Origin of the sequence: Cellulophaga geojensis KL-A (assembly GCF_000568425.1) — a bacterium.
In the GTDB taxonomy this organism is placed as follows: Bacteria; Bacteroidota; Bacteroidia; order Flavobacteriales; family Flavobacteriaceae; genus Cellulophaga; species Cellulophaga lytica.
Map to the genome: position 1 here is coordinate 221,205 of NZ_ARZX01000001.1, position 16,996 is coordinate 238,200.

At 33.0% G+C, this 16,996-nt stretch carries 16 protein-coding genes; 4 read left to right on the forward strand and 12 right to left on the reverse strand.

Translation table 11 applies throughout. The annotated features are described in order from the left end of the window. Genes KLA_RS01050 through mraZ form a run of 11 tightly spaced genes read right to left on the reverse strand, consistent with a single transcriptional unit; the run spans nucleotide 1 to nucleotide 12,064 of the window. Nucleotides 1–720: a cell division protein FtsQ/DivIB gene (locus KLA_RS01050; RefSeq protein WP_013621591.1), complete on the reverse strand. Its 720-nt coding sequence runs from the start codon at nucleotides 718–720 to the stop codon at nucleotides 1–3. Then, complete coding sequence (gene murC / locus KLA_RS01055) at nucleotides 717–2,063, reverse strand: UDP-N-acetylmuramate--L-alanine ligase (protein ID WP_034642983.1); 1,347 nt, start codon at nucleotides 2,061–2,063, stop codon at nucleotides 717–719. The genes KLA_RS01050 and murC overlap by 4 nt, the downstream gene beginning before the upstream one ends. Then, the gene (gene murG / locus KLA_RS01060) at nucleotides 2,060–3,151 is read right to left on the reverse strand and encodes an undecaprenyldiphospho-muramoylpentapeptide beta-N-acetylglucosaminyltransferase (RefSeq protein ID WP_034642985.1); all 1,092 of its coding nucleotides are present in this window, start codon (nucleotides 3,149–3,151) and stop codon (nucleotides 2,060–2,062) included. Before murG ends, murC begins: the two co-directional genes overlap by 4 nt. Then, nucleotides 3,138–4,331, reverse strand: coding sequence for an FtsW/RodA/SpoVE family cell cycle protein (locus KLA_RS01065; protein ID WP_034642988.1), 1,194 nt, complete (start codon nucleotides 4,329–4,331; stop codon nucleotides 3,138–3,140). The genes murG and KLA_RS01065 overlap by 14 nt, the downstream gene beginning before the upstream one ends. Nucleotides 4,332–4,349: 18 nt before the next feature. After that, the gene (murD, locus tag KLA_RS01070) at nucleotides 4,350–5,684 is read right to left on the reverse strand and encodes a UDP-N-acetylmuramoyl-L-alanine--D-glutamate ligase (RefSeq protein WP_013621587.1); all 1,335 of its coding nucleotides are present in this window, start codon (nucleotides 5,682–5,684) and stop codon (nucleotides 4,350–4,352) included. Next, nucleotides 5,685–6,908: a phospho-N-acetylmuramoyl-pentapeptide-transferase gene (gene mraY / locus KLA_RS01075; RefSeq protein WP_013621586.1), complete on the reverse strand. Its 1,224-nt coding sequence runs from the start codon at nucleotides 6,906–6,908 to the stop codon at nucleotides 5,685–5,687. 25 nt (nucleotides 6,909–6,933) lie between these two features. Then, nucleotides 6,934–8,397 (reverse strand): UDP-N-acetylmuramoyl-L-alanyl-D-glutamate--2,6-diaminopimelate ligase, encoded by a 1,464-nt coding sequence (locus tag KLA_RS01080; RefSeq protein WP_013621585.1) that lies wholly within the window; start codon nucleotides 8,395–8,397, stop codon nucleotides 6,934–6,936. Beyond that, nucleotides 8,394–10,400: a penicillin-binding protein gene (locus KLA_RS01085; RefSeq protein ID WP_013621584.1), complete on the reverse strand. Its 2,007-nt coding sequence runs from the start codon at nucleotides 10,398–10,400 to the stop codon at nucleotides 8,394–8,396. Before KLA_RS01085 ends, KLA_RS01080 begins: the two co-directional genes overlap by 4 nt. Further along, nucleotides 10,400–10,717, reverse strand: a complete 318-nt coding sequence (locus KLA_RS01090; RefSeq protein ID WP_034642992.1) for an FtsL-like putative cell division protein — start codon at nucleotides 10,715–10,717, stop codon at nucleotides 10,400–10,402. Before KLA_RS01090 ends, KLA_RS01085 begins: the two co-directional genes overlap by 1 nt. Continuing rightward, nucleotides 10,717–11,613, reverse strand: coding sequence for a 16S rRNA (cytosine(1402)-N(4))-methyltransferase RsmH (gene rsmH / locus KLA_RS01095; RefSeq protein WP_034642994.1), 897 nt, complete (start codon nucleotides 11,611–11,613; stop codon nucleotides 10,717–10,719). Before rsmH ends, KLA_RS01090 begins: the two co-directional genes overlap by 1 nt. After that, nucleotides 11,600–12,064: a division/cell wall cluster transcriptional repressor MraZ gene (gene mraZ / locus KLA_RS01100; protein ID WP_013621581.1), complete on the reverse strand. Its 465-nt coding sequence runs from the start codon at nucleotides 12,062–12,064 to the stop codon at nucleotides 11,600–11,602. Before mraZ ends, rsmH begins: the two co-directional genes overlap by 14 nt. A gap of 239 nt (nucleotides 12,065–12,303) precedes the next feature. On the opposite strand from mraZ, the gene KLA_RS01105 reads away from it, so the two are divergent. After that, a complete protein-coding gene (locus KLA_RS01105) occupies nucleotides 12,304–13,068 on the forward strand; it encodes an alpha/beta fold hydrolase (RefSeq protein ID WP_034642999.1) in 765 nt (254 codons plus the stop codon). Between the two features lie 23 nt (nucleotides 13,069–13,091). Then, nucleotides 13,092–13,712, forward strand: coding sequence for a ribosome biogenesis GTP-binding protein YihA/YsxC (yihA, locus tag KLA_RS01110; protein WP_013621579.1), 621 nt, complete (start codon nucleotides 13,092–13,094; stop codon nucleotides 13,710–13,712). A 2-nt stretch (nucleotides 13,713–13,714) separates the two neighbouring features. Here the strand turns inward: yihA and KLA_RS01115 are convergent, their stop codons facing one another. After that, on the reverse strand, nucleotides 13,715–14,083 hold the full coding sequence (locus KLA_RS01115) for a hypothetical protein (RefSeq protein ID WP_034643333.1): 369 nt from the start codon (nucleotides 14,081–14,083) through the stop codon (nucleotides 13,715–13,717). A 125-nt stretch (nucleotides 14,084–14,208) separates the two neighbouring features. Here KLA_RS01115 and KLA_RS01120 point away from each other — a divergent pair, with 125 nt between their 5' ends. Both KLA_RS01120 and KLA_RS01125 read left to right on the forward strand, forming a co-directional pair. After that, entirely contained in the window at nucleotides 14,209–14,520 is a 312-nt protein-coding gene (locus KLA_RS01120; protein ID WP_034643002.1) for a hypothetical protein, read from the forward strand. Between the two features lie 69 nt (nucleotides 14,521–14,589). After that, nucleotides 14,590–16,986 carry a TonB-dependent receptor gene (locus tag KLA_RS01125; RefSeq protein ID WP_013621576.1) on the forward strand — a complete coding sequence of 799 codons (2,397 nt, stop codon included), beginning with the start codon at nucleotides 14,590–14,592 and terminating at the stop codon, nucleotides 16,984–16,986. Nucleotides 16,987–16,996 lie beyond the last annotated feature (10 nt).

Consider the following 16,996-nt stretch of genomic DNA (forward strand, 5'->3'; position numbering starts at 1 on the left):
TTAAATTTTGGTACACACTACTTGATTATTGTACTCTAAACTAACAGCTTTATAACTACCTAAAGCTTTATCTTTTATTGCTTTACTATAAAAAGCCTTGTAATTATTAAACTTAGCTTTTAAATTTTCTACGCCACCTATATTTACCACATAATCCTCTAACCTAAGCTTAAGCTGAAAATCGTTTTCATCTGCAATGTGAATACCAATAATATTTTTCTTTAAAAAATCATCAGAATTGATAAAATTCAAAAAAGCAAAGCAATTTTGAAGGCTACTATCTGTAATTTTTCCAGTAATAATTGGCACTCTTGCAGAGTGGTTACTAGATAAAGGCATACGCTTACCCTCGTCATCCAAATAAAAATTTGAATTTCCTTGAATACGCCCTAAAGGTTTACGTTGTACAATTTTAGATATAAGTTCCCCATTTACAGTAAGATAAACCTGAGCACTTTTAACCATTTTATTGGCTTCTAAAACCTTTTCTACTTTATTCAAAACTAGCGCATCTTTTGGCACGTTTGTAAGACTTCCTAAATTTTGTATTAACAATTTATTAACCATCTGCTGAGTTATAAACAAATTGTCTTCGCCTAGAAACTCAACTTTAGTTTTTACTATTTTTTTAGATTGATGCCTAACACCCGAAAAAGCGTACACTCCTAATAATAAGAGCAATAGAAACATCAATTTTATATAGTTCCAATTTACTTTCATTTTGTAAAAGCGTTTTTTATTTTATCAATCTCCTGCCCTATATCTCCTGCTCCCATAGCTACTAACACTTCTGGGTTTTGTTTTTTTAATTCACTAATTAATTCTTTTTTAGAACATATTTTTTTATTCGGATTTTTTATTTTTCCCAACAGCCATTCCGACGTAACACCTTCTACTGGCTCTTCTCTGGCTGGGTAAATATCTAGCAATATAACGCTTTGAAATTGCGATAAACTAACTGCAAAATCGTCTATGAAATCTTTAGTTCTAGAATATAAATGCGGCTGAAATACTGCTACAGTTTTTTTATTTGGATGCATTTCTGAAACTGCTTCATACACAGCATTTATCTCTGTAGGATGATGCGCATAATCATCAATAAAAACAAAATCTTCTTCTTTTATACGGTATGAAAATCTACGTTGCACTCCTTTAAAAGTACCTAGTGCAGCAGCAACTATTTCTGGAGACTTACCAGCTTCTAATGCCATTGCAAAAGCAACCAATCCGTTAAGTAAATTATGCCTACCAGGCTTATTAAACTTAACCCCATTTACAACTGCATTTGGTGTTTTTATGTTAAAAAAGTAAGATCCGTTTTTAATTTCTATATCTGTAATACAAAAATCAGAATCGTCTTCTATACCATAGGTAATACCACTTAATGGCAAACCGTTACGCACAAACAATTTACCATTTGGCTCTAACCTATTTACATAAGCAACAAAAGCATCCTTTAAATCGTCTCCTGTACCGTAAATATCTAGGTGATCTGCATCCATAGAGGTAATACAAGCTACATTTGGAGATAGCTGTAAAAATGATCTATCAAACTCATCTGCTTCTACAACAGAATAGTCCGTTCCTTCTAATAAAAAATTACTATTAAAATCTTCAGATATACCACCTAAAAACGCCGTGATTGGAGTACCTGTTTCGTGCAGCAAATGTGCCAAAATACTAGACGTAGTAGTTTTACCGTGTGTACCGGCAACACCAAAACAGAATGTATTATTGGTTATAATTCCTAAAACTTCAGAGCGTTTTTTAACTCCAAAACCATTAGTCAAATAATAATTTAACTCTAGGTTATTTTTAGGCAAAGCAGGCGTATACACAACCAGCGTATTATTAATATTTTTATAATATTCTGGTATAAGACTTACATTATCTTCATAATGAATTTCTATACCAGATGCAGCAAGCTCTTTAGTTAAAGTAGTTTCTGTTTTATCATAACCAGCAACTTCTTTACCAATAAATTTAAAATAGCGAGCCAAGGCAGACATTCCAATGCCACCTATACCCAAAAAGTAGACGCTATGTATATTTTTTAAATTCATTTATTTAATAACTTTTGCACTTCTAAAGCAATATTTCTTGTGGCATTAGGGAGTGCCTGCTTTTTTATATTTTCACCCAACTCTACTTGTCTTTCTTTATTCTGAAATAAATCTGTAAAAACAGTTTTAAATTTAACGTCTAGTTCTTTTTCTTTAATTAAAATAGCTGCATTTTTATCTGCATAAGCCAAAGCATTTTTTGTTTGATGGTCTTCTGCAACATTAGGAGACGGTATAAAAATAACCGGCTTCCCCACAATACTTAATTCTGATACAGAACCAGCACCTGCTCTAGAAATAATTAGATCTGCCGCTGCGTATGCAAAATCCATTTTATTTAAAAAATCGAACACCAAAACATTTTCATTTTGGCAGTTTTTATAGTCTTGATAATACAACTTACCACATTGCCAAATTACTTGCACACCTAAAGATGCAAACAATGGTAATTGCTCTTTTATAAGTGTATTTACTCTTTTAGCTCCTAAACTTCCACCTAAAACAAGCAATACTGGATTATTACTCTTTAACCTAAAAAACTCTAATGCCTGTTGCTTAGTAGCTTTCATCTCTACCAAATCTTTACGAACAGGATTACCTGTTTTTACAATTTTATTGGCCTCAAAAAAGCGATCCATACCATCATAAGCAACACAAATTTTTTGCACTTTACCGGCTAATAATTTATTGGTTATACCTGCATAGGAATTTTGCTCTTGTAACACACACGGAATATTTTTACCCGCTGCCATACGCAATAATGGCCCGCTTGCAAATCCTCCTGTGCCTATTACAGCATTAGGTTTAAATTTTTTTATAATTTGTTTAGATCTGTACAAACTGCTAATAACCTTTAACGGAAATAACATATTTTTAAACGTTAACTTACGCTGTAAACCAGAAATCCAAAGCCCTTCTATTTTATAACCAGCCTGTGGCACTTTTTCCATCTCCATACGGTCTTTAGCACCCACAAACAAAAATTCTGCATCAGGATACATTTCCTTTAGCTCATTTGCTATTGCTATAGCCGGATATATATGTCCGCCAGTGCCTCCTCCAGATAATATAAATTTATAATTGTTCACTTAACACATCTAAAGGGTTAGACTCATCTACTACTTTTTTCTCTTTAACTGGATCTTTATTACTTGCACTAAGTACAATACCAATTGCCAAACACGTCATCCAGATAGACGTACCACCACTACTTATTAATGGTAATGTTTGTCCCGTAACAGGAAATAATTCTACCGCTACAGCCATATTTATAAACGCCTGAAAAACTATAGGTAAGCCTACGCCTACTACTAACAATTTACCAAACACACTAGGGTTTGCATTTGCCACCACCACAATTCTAAACAGCAGTAATAAATAAAAAAACATTACTACCAAACCACCAACTAATCCGTATTCCTCTACTATAATAGCATAAATAAAATCTGAAGAACTCTGTGGTAAAAAGTTTTTTTGCACACTTTTACCAGAACCTTTACCTAAAACACCGCCAGATGCAATTGCAATTTTAGCACGTTCTATTTGGTAATCTTCACTAGTATCTTCACCATTAAAAAAGTTAGCTATTCTATTTTCCCAAGTATCAATTCTATTATCAAACAAATCTGGTACAGCTTTAGCTATAAGAATAAATAATGCCAAACAAGCAATACCTGTACCAACAATACCTAACAAATATTTAAAAGGGTAACCACCTAAAAAAGTTAGCGTAAGTACCATAAAAAATATAATTGCAGCAGTTGAAAAATTGGCTGGTAAAATTAATACAACTACTAAAAAAACAGGCAGCCATAATGGAAGAATACTCTCTTTAAAAGTAACCACTTTATTTTTAATTTTTGCTAAATATCTAGCAACATAAATCATTAAAACAACAGCCGCTAAAGTTGATGTTTGGAAAGAAAAACCAACAAACGGAATGTTTATCCACCTACTTGCATTTGCGCCACCAATAGTTTTACCTTGTGCTAACGTATACCCCAAAAGCAACAGTACAATTGGCATAGCAATAATAGACAAACCTTTAAAAAAGTGCATTGGTATTTTATGTACACCGTAAATAATACCAAAACCAAGCAATAACAAAAAAGCGTGCTTTATTAGGTGACTTACAGCAGTACCATTACCAACCACATACACTAAATTACTACTAGCACTGTAGACTGGCAAAAACGAAAATAATGCCAATAGCGCAACTATGCCCCAAATAGCCTTATCTCCTTTTATATTTTTAAAATAACTTAACACTATACTTTATTATACTAATTATAAGCTTTTTACAGCTGCTTTAAATTGATTACCTCTATCTTCATAATTCTCAAACAAATCAAAACTAGCACAAGCAGGAGATAACAATACAGTATCACCACGTTGACCTATTTTATAAGCCATTTTTACAGCTTCATTCATACTTTTTGTTTCAACTAACAGATCTACAACATTACCAAACTCTTCAATAATTTTAGAGTTGTCTACTCCTAAACAAATAATAGCTTTTACTTTTTCTCTTACCAACGGCATTAACGACTTGTAATCGTTTCCTTTGTCTACTCCACCAACAATCCAAACCGTAGCAGATTTCATACTTTCTAATGCGTAATATGTAGCATTAACATTAGTAGCTTTAGAGTCATTTACATAATGTACGTGAGCAATTTTTAAAACACTCTCTAAACGATGCGCTGCACCCTGAAAATTTTCAATACTAGCCCTAATAGTAGCTTTTCTAATATTTACTAATTTAGAAGCTGCTGAAGCTGCCATTGTATTTTTTAAATTGTGTTTACCTTCTAAAGCTAAGTTATCTGTTGCCATCTCTATTGTATTATTTTGGGTCGTTATATGTATTTTATTATTCTTTAAACAAACACCTTCTTTAAACTGTTTTGTTAGTGAAAAGGGTATTAATTTTGATTTTACTGGGTGTTTCTCTAACCAACTTACAAGTACTTCATCATCTGCATCATAAATTAAATAGTCATCTTCTGTTTGGTTTTCTGCAATTCTAAATTTTGATGTTATATAGTTATCAAACTCATAATTATACCTATCCAAATGATCTGGCGTAATGTTGGTTATAATGGCTATATGCGGTTTAAAATCTACAATACCGTCTAATTGAAAACTACTAATCTCCAATACGTAATAATCAAAGTTATTTTCAGATACCATTTTAGCGTAGCTATCACCAATATTACCAGCCATACCAACGTGTAAACCTTCTTCTTTTAAAATATGGTTTACCATCATTGTTGTGGTTGTTTTACCGTTACTGCCAGTAATACCAATTATTGTAGCGTCTGTATACTTACTTGCAAATTCTATTTCAGAAATTACAGGTATGTTTTTAGCTGCCAATTTTTGCACTAAGGCTACTTTGTCTGGTATACCAGGGCTTTTCATTACCAAATCTGCATTTAAAATTTTAGATTCTGTATGCTGTTCCTCCTCCCAGTCTATCTCAAAATGTTTAAGAACTTTTTTATATTCTTCTTTTATTTTTCCTTTATCAGACACAAACACATTGTATCCTTTTTTTATTCCTAAAAGTGCTGTACCAACACCACTTTCTCCACCACCAAGAATCACTAACCTCTTCACCTATCTTACTTTTAAGGTTACAAAAGTTACAATTGCTAAAATGATGCTTACTACCCAAAAACGGGTTACTATTTTACTCTCATGATATCCTTTTTTCTGGTAATGATGATGTAAAGGCGCCATTAAAAATATACGCTTACCCACACCAGATATTTTTTTAGTGTATTTAAAATAGCCCACTTGCAACATTACAGAAATAGACTCTGCAAAAAAGATTCCGCATAAAACAGGTATTATTAATTCTTTACGAACAATTATAGCAATTACAGCAATTACACCACCAATAGTTAAGCTACCTGTATCTCCCATAAAAACACTTGCTGGGTAAGCATTGTACCATAAAAAACCAATAAGCGCACCTACAAATGCCGCTATAAAAACTACCAATTCTCCTGATCTAGGAATAAACATAATGTCTAAATAATCCGAAAAAATAATATTACCAGATACCCAAGCAAAAATACCAAGCGTAAAAACTATAATTGCAGATGTACCAGCAGCCAAACCATCTATACCGTCTGTTAAATTAGCTCCGTTAGATACTGCTGTTACTATAAATATTACAATAGGAATAAATATTAACCAAGCGTAATCTTCTGCGCCATCACCCATCCAAGAAATAAGACTTGTATAGTCTAACTCATTGTTTTTTACCAATGGCACAGTAGTAGCCATAGATTTAATTTCTGGCACAGAAATAGGTGTAACAACAGAACCTTTTGTTGCTATACCGGCAATTGCATTTTCTTTAATTGTTACTCCTGGATGAAAATAAAGTGTACAACCCACAATTAAACCAAGTACAACTTGACCAAGAATTTTAAATTTTCCTTTTAATCCTTCTTTATCCTTTTTAAATATTTTTATATAGTCATCAATAAAACCAATAACCCCCATCCAAAGCATTGTTACTATTAAAAGTAAAATGTACACATTGTCTAATTTTGCAAATAATAAAACAGGAATTAAAGTGGCCATAATAATAATTAAACCACCCATTGTAGGTGTACCAGCCTTTTGCGTTTGCCCATCTAATCCTAAATCTCTAACAGTTTCTCCTATCTGCTTTTTTTGAAGAAAAAGAATAATTTTTTTACCATAAACAGTAGCTATCAACAAAGACACAATTATTGCCATAGCAGCTCTAAACGTGATAAACTGAAACAGACTTGCTCCAGGCAATTGATACTCATTTTCTAAAAACTCAAATAAATAGTATAACATATATTGTGTGTTGTATAACTAGTGCTTACTTTTCTAAACTTGTTAGTAATTGTTTTACAATTTTATAATCGTCAAAATCTATGCGCACACCATTAGTTTCTTGGTATGTTTCATGACCTTTACCTGCTATTAAAATAATATCTTTAGGTTGTGCTAACTGACAAGCAGTTTTTATTGCTTGCTCTCTATTTTCTATTGTTAACACCTTGCGCGTATTTTGCGCTTCTACACCAGCCTCTACCTCTTTTAAAATTTCTGAAGGAGATTCTGTCCTTGGATTATCTGATGTAAAAACCACTTTTGTACTCATTTCTGAAGCAATATGACCCATAACCGGACGTTTTGACTTGTCTCTGTCGCCACCACACCCCACAACGGTGATGACGTCTTCATTTCCTGTCCTCAATGCATTGATAGTGTTCAGTACATTTTTTAAAGCATCCGGAGTATGAGCATAATCTACTATAGCTGTAATATTTTTACCAGATATGTAATATTGAAATCTTCCGTCTACGTTTTCTAATTCACTTAAAAGACGTAGAATTTCCATTTTTTCTAATCCTAACAATTGCGCAGTTGCATATATAGCAAGCATATTGTAAGCATTAAAATCTCCTATTAATTTAGACCAAAGCTCATTATCATCAATCTTTAGCAATTGTCCGCTAAACTGATTTTCTAATATTTGAGCTCTAAAGTCTGCGTATGTTTTTAATGCGTATGTCTGCTTTTTTGCCTTGGTATTTTGCAGCATAACAGCACCATTTTTATCATCTATATTGGTAAGTGCCCATGCAGTTTTTGGCAGACCATCAAACAACAACTTTTTAGTATCCCTATATTCTGCAAAAGTTTTATGATAGTCTAAATGATCATGAGATAAATTGGTAAAAATGGCGCCTTCAAAAACCAAACCTTCTATTCTTTTTTGATGAATACCGTGAGAGCTCACCTCCATAAAACAAAACTCTACTCCTGCATTATTCATCTCTGCCAAAGATTTGTTTATTGTAATAGCATCTGGTGTTGTATGTGTTGCCTTAATCTCTTTATCATCTATCATTATTTTAATAGTTGATAGTAAACCCACCTTATAACCTGCTTTTTTAAATAATTGATACAACAAGCTGCTAATAGTGGTTTTACCATTAGTACCTGTTACACCAACTAGTTTTAAATTTTTAGATGGCGTACCGTAAAAATTAGAAGCCATTATAGCCAAGGCAGCATTACCATTTTTTACTTGTACATATGTAATACCATTAACCAGGTTAACTGGCATAGTTTCACATATTATAGCATTTGCACCAGCATTTAAAGCGGTATCTATATAACTATGACCATCTACAAGTGTGCCTTTTACAGCTACAAATACATCATCTAACCCTACTTTTCTAGAGTCAAAACATATGGCATTAACCATAGTATCTGTAGTGCCATTTACAGCAACAATACCTACACCGTATAATATGTCTTTTAATAATTTCACGATAATTCTAACGTTATTTTAGACACTCCGTTTACAGCTGTTCCCTGAGCCACAGATTGTGCTTTTACTTTTCCGTTTCCTTTAACTACTACCTTAATCCCCATATTCTCTAAAAGAGATACAGCATCCATACCACTCATTCCTTTTACATTAGGAACGGTTCTGTATTTTTTTTGAACACTTTTATAGTAAGCTTCATAATCTCCATTTAACTTTTTACTACTAACAGCTAAACCTTTTACAATATCTGTTTTTGGTGACGTAGCATATATTTTATGCGCTACAGATTTAAACACAGGCCCAGCAACATCTGCTCCATAAAAACCTGCTTTTTTATCTGGGTCATGCACAACTACAATACAAGAGTACTTTGGTTCATCTGCCGGAAAATATCCTGCAAAAGATGATATGTATTGCAACTTATTTGGGTCTTTAGCCACATAGTTTTTTTGCGCAGTACCTGTTTTACCAGCCATTGAAAAATTTGGAGAATACAATTTATGTCCTGTACCCTTTTTACTTTCTACCACATTTTTTAATAAGGCTTGTACTTTTTTTACTGTTTCCTTAGAACATATAGACGGATTTATAACCTCTTTATCAAACTTATAAATAGTTTTATTCCACTCTTTCACCTCTTTTATTAGCCTTGGCCTTACCATTTCCCCGCCGTTAGCAATAGCATTATAAAAAGTTAATGTTTGTAATGGCGTTAAAGACACCTCATACCCGTGAGACATCCAAGCTAATGAAATACCAGACCAACCTTTATCTCCAGGATACCTAATAACTGGTTTCCCTTCTCCCTTAATAGGCAAACCTAAATCTCGGTTTAAGTTCATTTCCATTAAACGGTCTACAAATTTTTCTGGATTATTTTTATAGCCATTATGTATTACTTTAGCAAAAGCTGTGTTAGAAGAATACTCAAACGCCTTACCAAAAGAAATTTTACCGTAACCACCCCATTTAGAATCACGTACAGTTCTATCATAAATTTTCCAACGTCCGTTTTCTGTATCAACAACAGTACTTGTATCTATAATTTTATCTTCTAATGCCGCTACCATAGACACTAACTTAAACGTTGACCCAGGCTCAGAAGATTCTCCTACAGCATAGTTAAGACGCTCATAATAAGTATTGTTTTTAGTACGCCCCAAGTTAGATATTGCCTTTACCTCACCTGTAGCCACCTCCATAACAATTACACAACCATGATCTGCATTATATTTTTCTAATTGCCCCAACAAAGCGTGGTGTGCTATATCTTGTATATTAATATCTATTGTAGAAACAACATCATAACCATCTTTTGGCTCCACATCATTATCTGGACCAATTGGTTTCCACTGTCCTTTTGCTATTTTCTGCTTTAAACGCCTACCCTCTTCACCACGTAAATACTGTCCAAAAGCACCTTCTAGCCCAACTCTAGTGTAATGACCTTCTTCATCTACACGCTCATAACCAACACTACGCTCTGCTATTTTTCCTAAAGGATGCTCACGAACTGTTTTTTGCTCAACTATAAGTCCGCCTCTATTTGGCCCTTTTTCAAAAAGAGGAAATTTTTTAATTTTTATATAGTCCGAATAATCTAAATTACGAGCAATAAGCTTATACCTATTTTTATTAGACCTTGCTTTTCTTAATAGTTGCTGGTAATAAGATGATGGTTTCTGAAACATTTTACCCAATGCATCTGACAAAGGTTTTATATTTTCATTAAAATCTGAGTTACGAACCGTTACAGCATCAAACCTTATTGTATACTTATTTACAGATGTAGCCAACAAGCTACCATCATCAGAAATTAAGTTTCCTCTGTTAGGCTCTATAACAAAAACACGCTCTGTACGATCCATAGCCAGTTTGCGGTACTTATCACCATCTACTACCTGAATACTTATTAGCTTTACAGCCACAGCAATAGCAAACAGAAACAGAAAGCCTGCAACTATATACAAACGAGTTAATATGTTTTTTTCTGATGTAGCCACTACTTAACTGGTATTACTCTTATTTTTTTTGGTGGTGTCTCTGACGGATACAAATCCCTTTTTTTAACTTCTTCTACTATTGAAGACTCTAGCTTAAGCTCTTGTAAATTAGAGCGCCCGTCTAAAAACTGACTACGCAACTCTTTTACCTCTTCACTTAAGGCTGCAATTTTATGCACTTTAGCATCTGCACTATGCGCGCTAGCAATCATTAATGCAGCCAAAAAAGATGAAAAAAGGATAAACATCCAATTTTTAGGAGCATCACCACTCACCAAAAACTTACCTTTTAATATGTCTAACAATCCTTTTCTCATTATTTACGCTCTGCAATTCTTAATTTTGCACTTCTTGCTCTGTTATTTACAGCAATTTCTTCTTTAGATGGCACTATTAACCCACCTACTTTTTTAAACGGAACATCTATATTTCCGTAAAAATCTTTTTCTGGCTCACCCTCAAACTTACCAGCTCTTATATACCTTTTCACCAATCTATCTTCTAATGAATGGTAACTTATTAAGCTTAATCTTCCGCCCTCAACCAACAAATCATTAGTTTGCTCTAAAAACTCTTTAATAACCTGTATTTCTTGATTTACCTCTATACGTATAGCCTGATAAATTTGAGCTAAAATTTTATGCTCTTTAAAAGCAGGCAAAAACTTTTTCAACACCTGTTTTAACTGATCTGTAGTTTTAATCTCACCCTCTTGCCTATAATCTATAATTGTATTTGCCATAGCATTAGCACTTCTTAAATCGCCATACTGAAACAATACCCTTCTTAAATCATCGTACTCATAATTATTAACCACATCAAAAGCAGAGACTGTATTTTTTTGACTCATCCTCATATCTAAGTCAGCATCAAAACGAGTAGAAAAACCTCTTTCTGCCTTATCAAACTGATGTGAAGAAACCCCAAAATCACCTAAAATTCCGTCTACCTTACGTATACCATGAAATTTTAAAAACTGCTTTATATACCTAAAATTTTCATTAATTAATAAAAACCTATCATCATCTAAAGCATTAGCAAGCGCATCTTCATCTTGATCAAAACCAATAAGCCTACCTTTTTCTCCAAGCCTACTCAAAATTTCTCTAGAGTGTCCTCCGCCACCAAAAGTAACATCAACATACACTCCGTCTTCCTTAATACTTAGTCCATCTACAGACTCCTTTAACAAAACTGGATTATGATAACTCATCTTCTTCACCTCCCATTACTTCTTCTGCCAAATCCGCAAAATTCTCTGCGTCTTCCTCAATTACTTTTTCATAACTATCTTTATCCCAAATTTCAATAATATTTATAGCAGAACTTAAAACCACATCTTTGGTAATATTTGCTATTTCTACTAAATTTTTTGGAATTAACAGACGCCCTGTAGCATCTAACTCTACAATTTTAACCCCTGCAGAAAAACGTCTAATAAAGTCGTTGTTCTTCTTTTTAAAGCGGTTTTTCTTGTTCATCTTCTCCATTAGAAGATTCCATTCTTCCATAGGATACAACTCTAAACAAGGTTGAAAAACAGAACGTTTTATAACAAAACCTTTGTTTAGAACACTGGCCATCTGACTCTTAAGAGCTGAGGGTACCATTACCCTGCCCTTAACGTCTGCCTTGCACTCGTATGTTCCTATGAAGTTTACCATTTAAAATCAGCTGAATTTTAAAACTGATATCAAAGATAAAAAATAATACCACAATTTACCACTAAATACCACATTGTTAATAAGTTTCCCCACCCAGAACATCACTTTTAGACTAACAACCTAAAAAACAGGATGTAATGTGGTGGTAGAAATCTAAATTTATCTACAAAAAAGAATGACGATTCTTTTTGCGGAAATGCCTATATTTGCTACTTAATAGCATAAGAGCTATCCTATTAATGGAAGAAAAGATTATTACAGAAGGCAAATACAGATATATAGAGATTGGGGAAGGAACACCACTAATTATTTTACACGGATTAATGGGTGGATTGAGTAATTTTCAAGGTGTTATGGAACATTTTCCCGCAAAAGGATACAAAGTTTTAGTACCAGAATTACCTATATATGACAAACCTCTACTAAAAACTACTGTAAAAAGTTTTGCAAAATTTGTACAAGAATTTATTACCCACAAAGGGCTAACAGACGTTATTTTGTTAGGAAACTCTTTAGGTGGACATATTGGCTTATTACACACAAAATTATACCCAGAGACTGTAAAGGCATTAGTTATTACAGGCAGCTCTGGTTTATATGAAAGCGCAATGGGAGATGGCTACCCAAGAAGAGGTGATTACGAGTTTATAAAGAAAAAAGCACAAGATGTTTTTTATGATCCTAAAGTAGCAACTAAGGAAATTGTAGATGAAGTTTTTGCTACAGTTAACGACCGTATTAAACTAGTTAAAACACTTGCTATTGCTAAAAGCGCTATTAGACACAATATGGCAAATGACTTACCTAATATGCAAACGCCAACTTGTATAATTTGGGGAGAAGAAGACACAGTAACACCACCAGAAGTTGCTAATGACTTTAACAAGTTATTACCGGATTCTAATTTGTATTGGATTAAAAAATGTGGCCACGCTCCTATGATGGAACACCCTGATGAGTTTAATACAATACTAGAAAACTGGCTACAAAAACGTAATTTGTAAGCTTAATTTAAAAATTATTTATCTTGAAAATAAAATCTGCCAGCTTTGTAATAAGTAACTCTAACGTAAAGTCTTGCCCTAGCGAGCCTTTGCCTGAGTATGCCTTTATTGGCAGATCTAACGTAGGTAAATCTTCTTTAATAAATATGCTAATGCAGCGCAAAAGCTTAGCAAAAACATCTGGAAGACCAGGTAAAACTCAACTTATAAATCATTTTAAAGTAAATGAAAATTGGTTTTTAGTAGATTTACCAGGTTATGGTTATGCTCGTGTTTCTAAAAAAGAGAAAAAAACATTTCAGAAATACATTACAGATTATTTTAAAGAAAGAATACAGCTTGTATGCGCTTTTGTTTTAGTTGATATACGCCATGAACCACAAAAAGTAGATTTAGAATTTTTAGAGTGGATGGGAGAAAATCAAATTCCGTTTGCCCTAATCTTTACAAAGGCCGATAAATTAAAACCCCAAGTAATACAAAAACAAGCAGACAACTACATTAACGCATTACTAGAAGGTATTTGGGAAGACGCACCACAATATTTTATAACATCATCTGCAAACAATTTAGGCAGAGAAGATGTTTTAGAATTTATAGATGGCATTAATGATGACTTTTATAAAGCTACCGCATCTAAATAATTTTACTTTAGATTCTTAGTTTTTATAGCGGATATTAATTGGTCTGAGCTTTTTAACTCATTCAACTCATTAGTAGTTATAAATTCCTTAAGCTCACCTCCACTCTCTTTAAATATAACTGGTAACGTAGTGTTTACAAATTTACTGCCAACAAATTTCTTTTCAAATTCATCTTTATGTAAAAACTGAAGTTCTAAATTAGTAGTACTTCTAAATTTTTTCCAAGCTTTATCCTCTGTAAAAACACCAAAAGTAATACTACACAAATTACAATTATAGGTAGACGGGCTAAATATTTTATGTGCACTATCTAACATTGCATTACCTACACCAGAATTAGCATTATAAACAAATATAATTTTTTGAATCATTGCTTTTTTTTTAAAGGTTAGTCTAAACTTAAATGCATTACTTATCATTAAAACAATTAATATTTTGTTAATTTTACCAGATACAATTTTTATTGCATTTTAAAAAAAGTATTTTCGCAGAACGTATGAAGCTGAAAGAAATTACATTATCGGTTTTTAGCGTAGTAATGATTGGGTTTCTTTTACTTGGATCTCAAAACATACACACGCTAAGCTACCACTCTGATGACGATGGCACTGCCATTGTACATTGTGAGCAGTGTGATTTTATTTTTACTAACAACCATACTTCTTTTACAAACTATAGTTTTACAACTATTGTAACACCATATATTTTTACCGAAACTAAAGCTAAAACCGTAACTAATTACAAAAAGCCTAAGGTTAAAAATACAGTTACATCTAAGCATTTAAACAAGCCTCCACCAGCTGTTTAACCCTACACTAAACACTGCTTTTTTTTATACAACAAAAAAGCACCTAATTATTTACACAAAAATATTATTATGCGCTATACGCTAACAATACTATGTATTATAGTGTGTCAGTCTTTTGTATTTAGCCAAGATTGTTCTAATATTCTTTTAGGAGAAGTAATAGACTTTCATGACAAACAACCATTAGCAGACGCTATTATACAAGTAAGAGGAAACAAGAAGCAAGTATATTCTGATGAGTTTGGAAAGTTTACTCTAAAAAATTTATGCAACGGCATTATAGAGTTAGAAATATCTCACCCAGAATGCAGTACAAGATTTGTAACAGTAGAAATTTATGGCAACACCCATAAAAAAATAACCTTAGAGCATCATTTAGAAGAGTTAAATGAAGTTAAGGTTACGGGCTCTACCATTAAAGAAACCAATTCTGCACAAGAAAAAACGATAAAAACAGAGCAGCTAGAACGCTTTGGCAGCAACAATTTGGGTGATGCGCTTAAACAAATAAACGGAGTATCTAGCTTAAACACAGGTTCAAATATTGTAAAACCTATAATACAAGGTTTAGGAGGCAGTAGAGTACTTATACTTAATAATGGTACTCGTATGCAAGATATGGAATGGGGTGCAGAACACGCACCAAACATAGATATTAATTCTGCCAACAAAGTTACAATTGTAAAAGGTGCTGCTGCATTAAAATATGGTGGTGATGCTATTGGAGGTATTATTTTACTAGACCAAAATAGAATACCCAAAAAAGATACTATTTACGGCAAAACACTTGTAAACGGAGTGTCTAATGGCAGAGGCGGAAACATAACCACAGAACTTACCAAAGCATATGAAAATGGTTTTTATGTAAAAGGACAAGCATCTTACAAGAAATTAGGAGATGCAGAAGCTCCAAATTATGTATTATCAAATACAGGAGTTTCTCAATTTGGCGCTAGTATAGATTTTGGAAAACTTGGTTTTGAGAGTGGCTGGAATGCCTACTACTCGTACTTTGACACAAATATTGGTATTTTAAGTGCGTCTCATATAGGTAATGTAGACGATTTAATTACTGCTATTAATAGTGATGAACCAAGTGAAACAACAAGTTTTACTTATGACATTAATAAGCCTAGACAACATGTTAAACATCATTTAGGAAAACTTAGATACTATAAGCGTTTTGAAGGCTTAGGGAAATTAAATCTTCAATATGACATACAACAAAACCATAGGTTTGAGTATGATATACGTGTTGGTGACGACAAAGAAAAAGCTTCTTTAGACCTTAAGCTTACAACACAAACACTTGCTGCAGATATTACTATTGATGCTTTTGAAAAGCAAAAATTTTCTTTTGGAATTCTAGGCCGATATCAAGATAATTTTGCCAATCCAGATACAGGTGTAAGACGTTTAATTCCTGATTATGATAAAGTAGATTTTGGAGTTTTTGCAACTACAGAATATAAACTTTCTGATGCTACCACTTTAGATGCTGGTATTAGATTTGATTATAGTAAAATTGATGCCCAAAAGTTTTACATAACATCTAGATGGGAAGAACGCGGGTACAACGAAGATTTTAATGATATAATTATTGATGACCTAGGCACACAACTTTTAACAAATCCTGAGCTAAGCTATCATAATTTTTCAGCGTCTGCAGGGCTAAAACACCGCTTTAATTCTGAAAATTTATTTAGATTTAATTACACTTTAGCGCAACGCGCTCCAAATCCGTCTGAATTATTTAGTGATGGACTGCATCATTCTGCTGCCCGTATAGAATTAGGCGATTTACGCATAAAGAGCGAAACGTCACACAGAATATCATTAAGTTTAGGAAAAAACACTTACACTTGGGGCTACGAGGTTTCACCTTATTATAACCTTATATCAGACTTTATTCTTTTAGAACCAACTGGTGTAGAATTCTCTTTACGAGGTGCATTTCCTGTTTGGGAATACAGACAAACAGATGCTCGTTTACTTGGTGTAGACGCATCTATCTATAATAACTGGACAAACAACTGGAGAACAGATCATAAATTTTCTATAGTTAAAGGAAAAGACAGAACTAAAAACGAAGCTTTAATTAATATTCCTTCTGCTCGTTTACAAAACCAAATAACGTTTACTAAACAAGAATGGAACAACTTTAATATTAGCCTACAAAGTGAATATGTATTTAAACAAAATGAATACATAGATAATATTATGGTATACTCACCACAACAAGACCAGGAAGTAGAACTAGATATAAACACACCTCCAAGTGCTTACCATTTATTAAAATTAGATTCAGAAATGAAATTTAACTTAAAAAATAGCAAAGCATTAACTGTTGGTTTAGGCATAACTAATTTATTGAACACAGAATATAGAGACTACCTTAACAGACAACGTTATTTTACAGACGATTTAGGAAGGTCTTTTACACTTAGATTAAAATATAATTACTAATACAAATTCC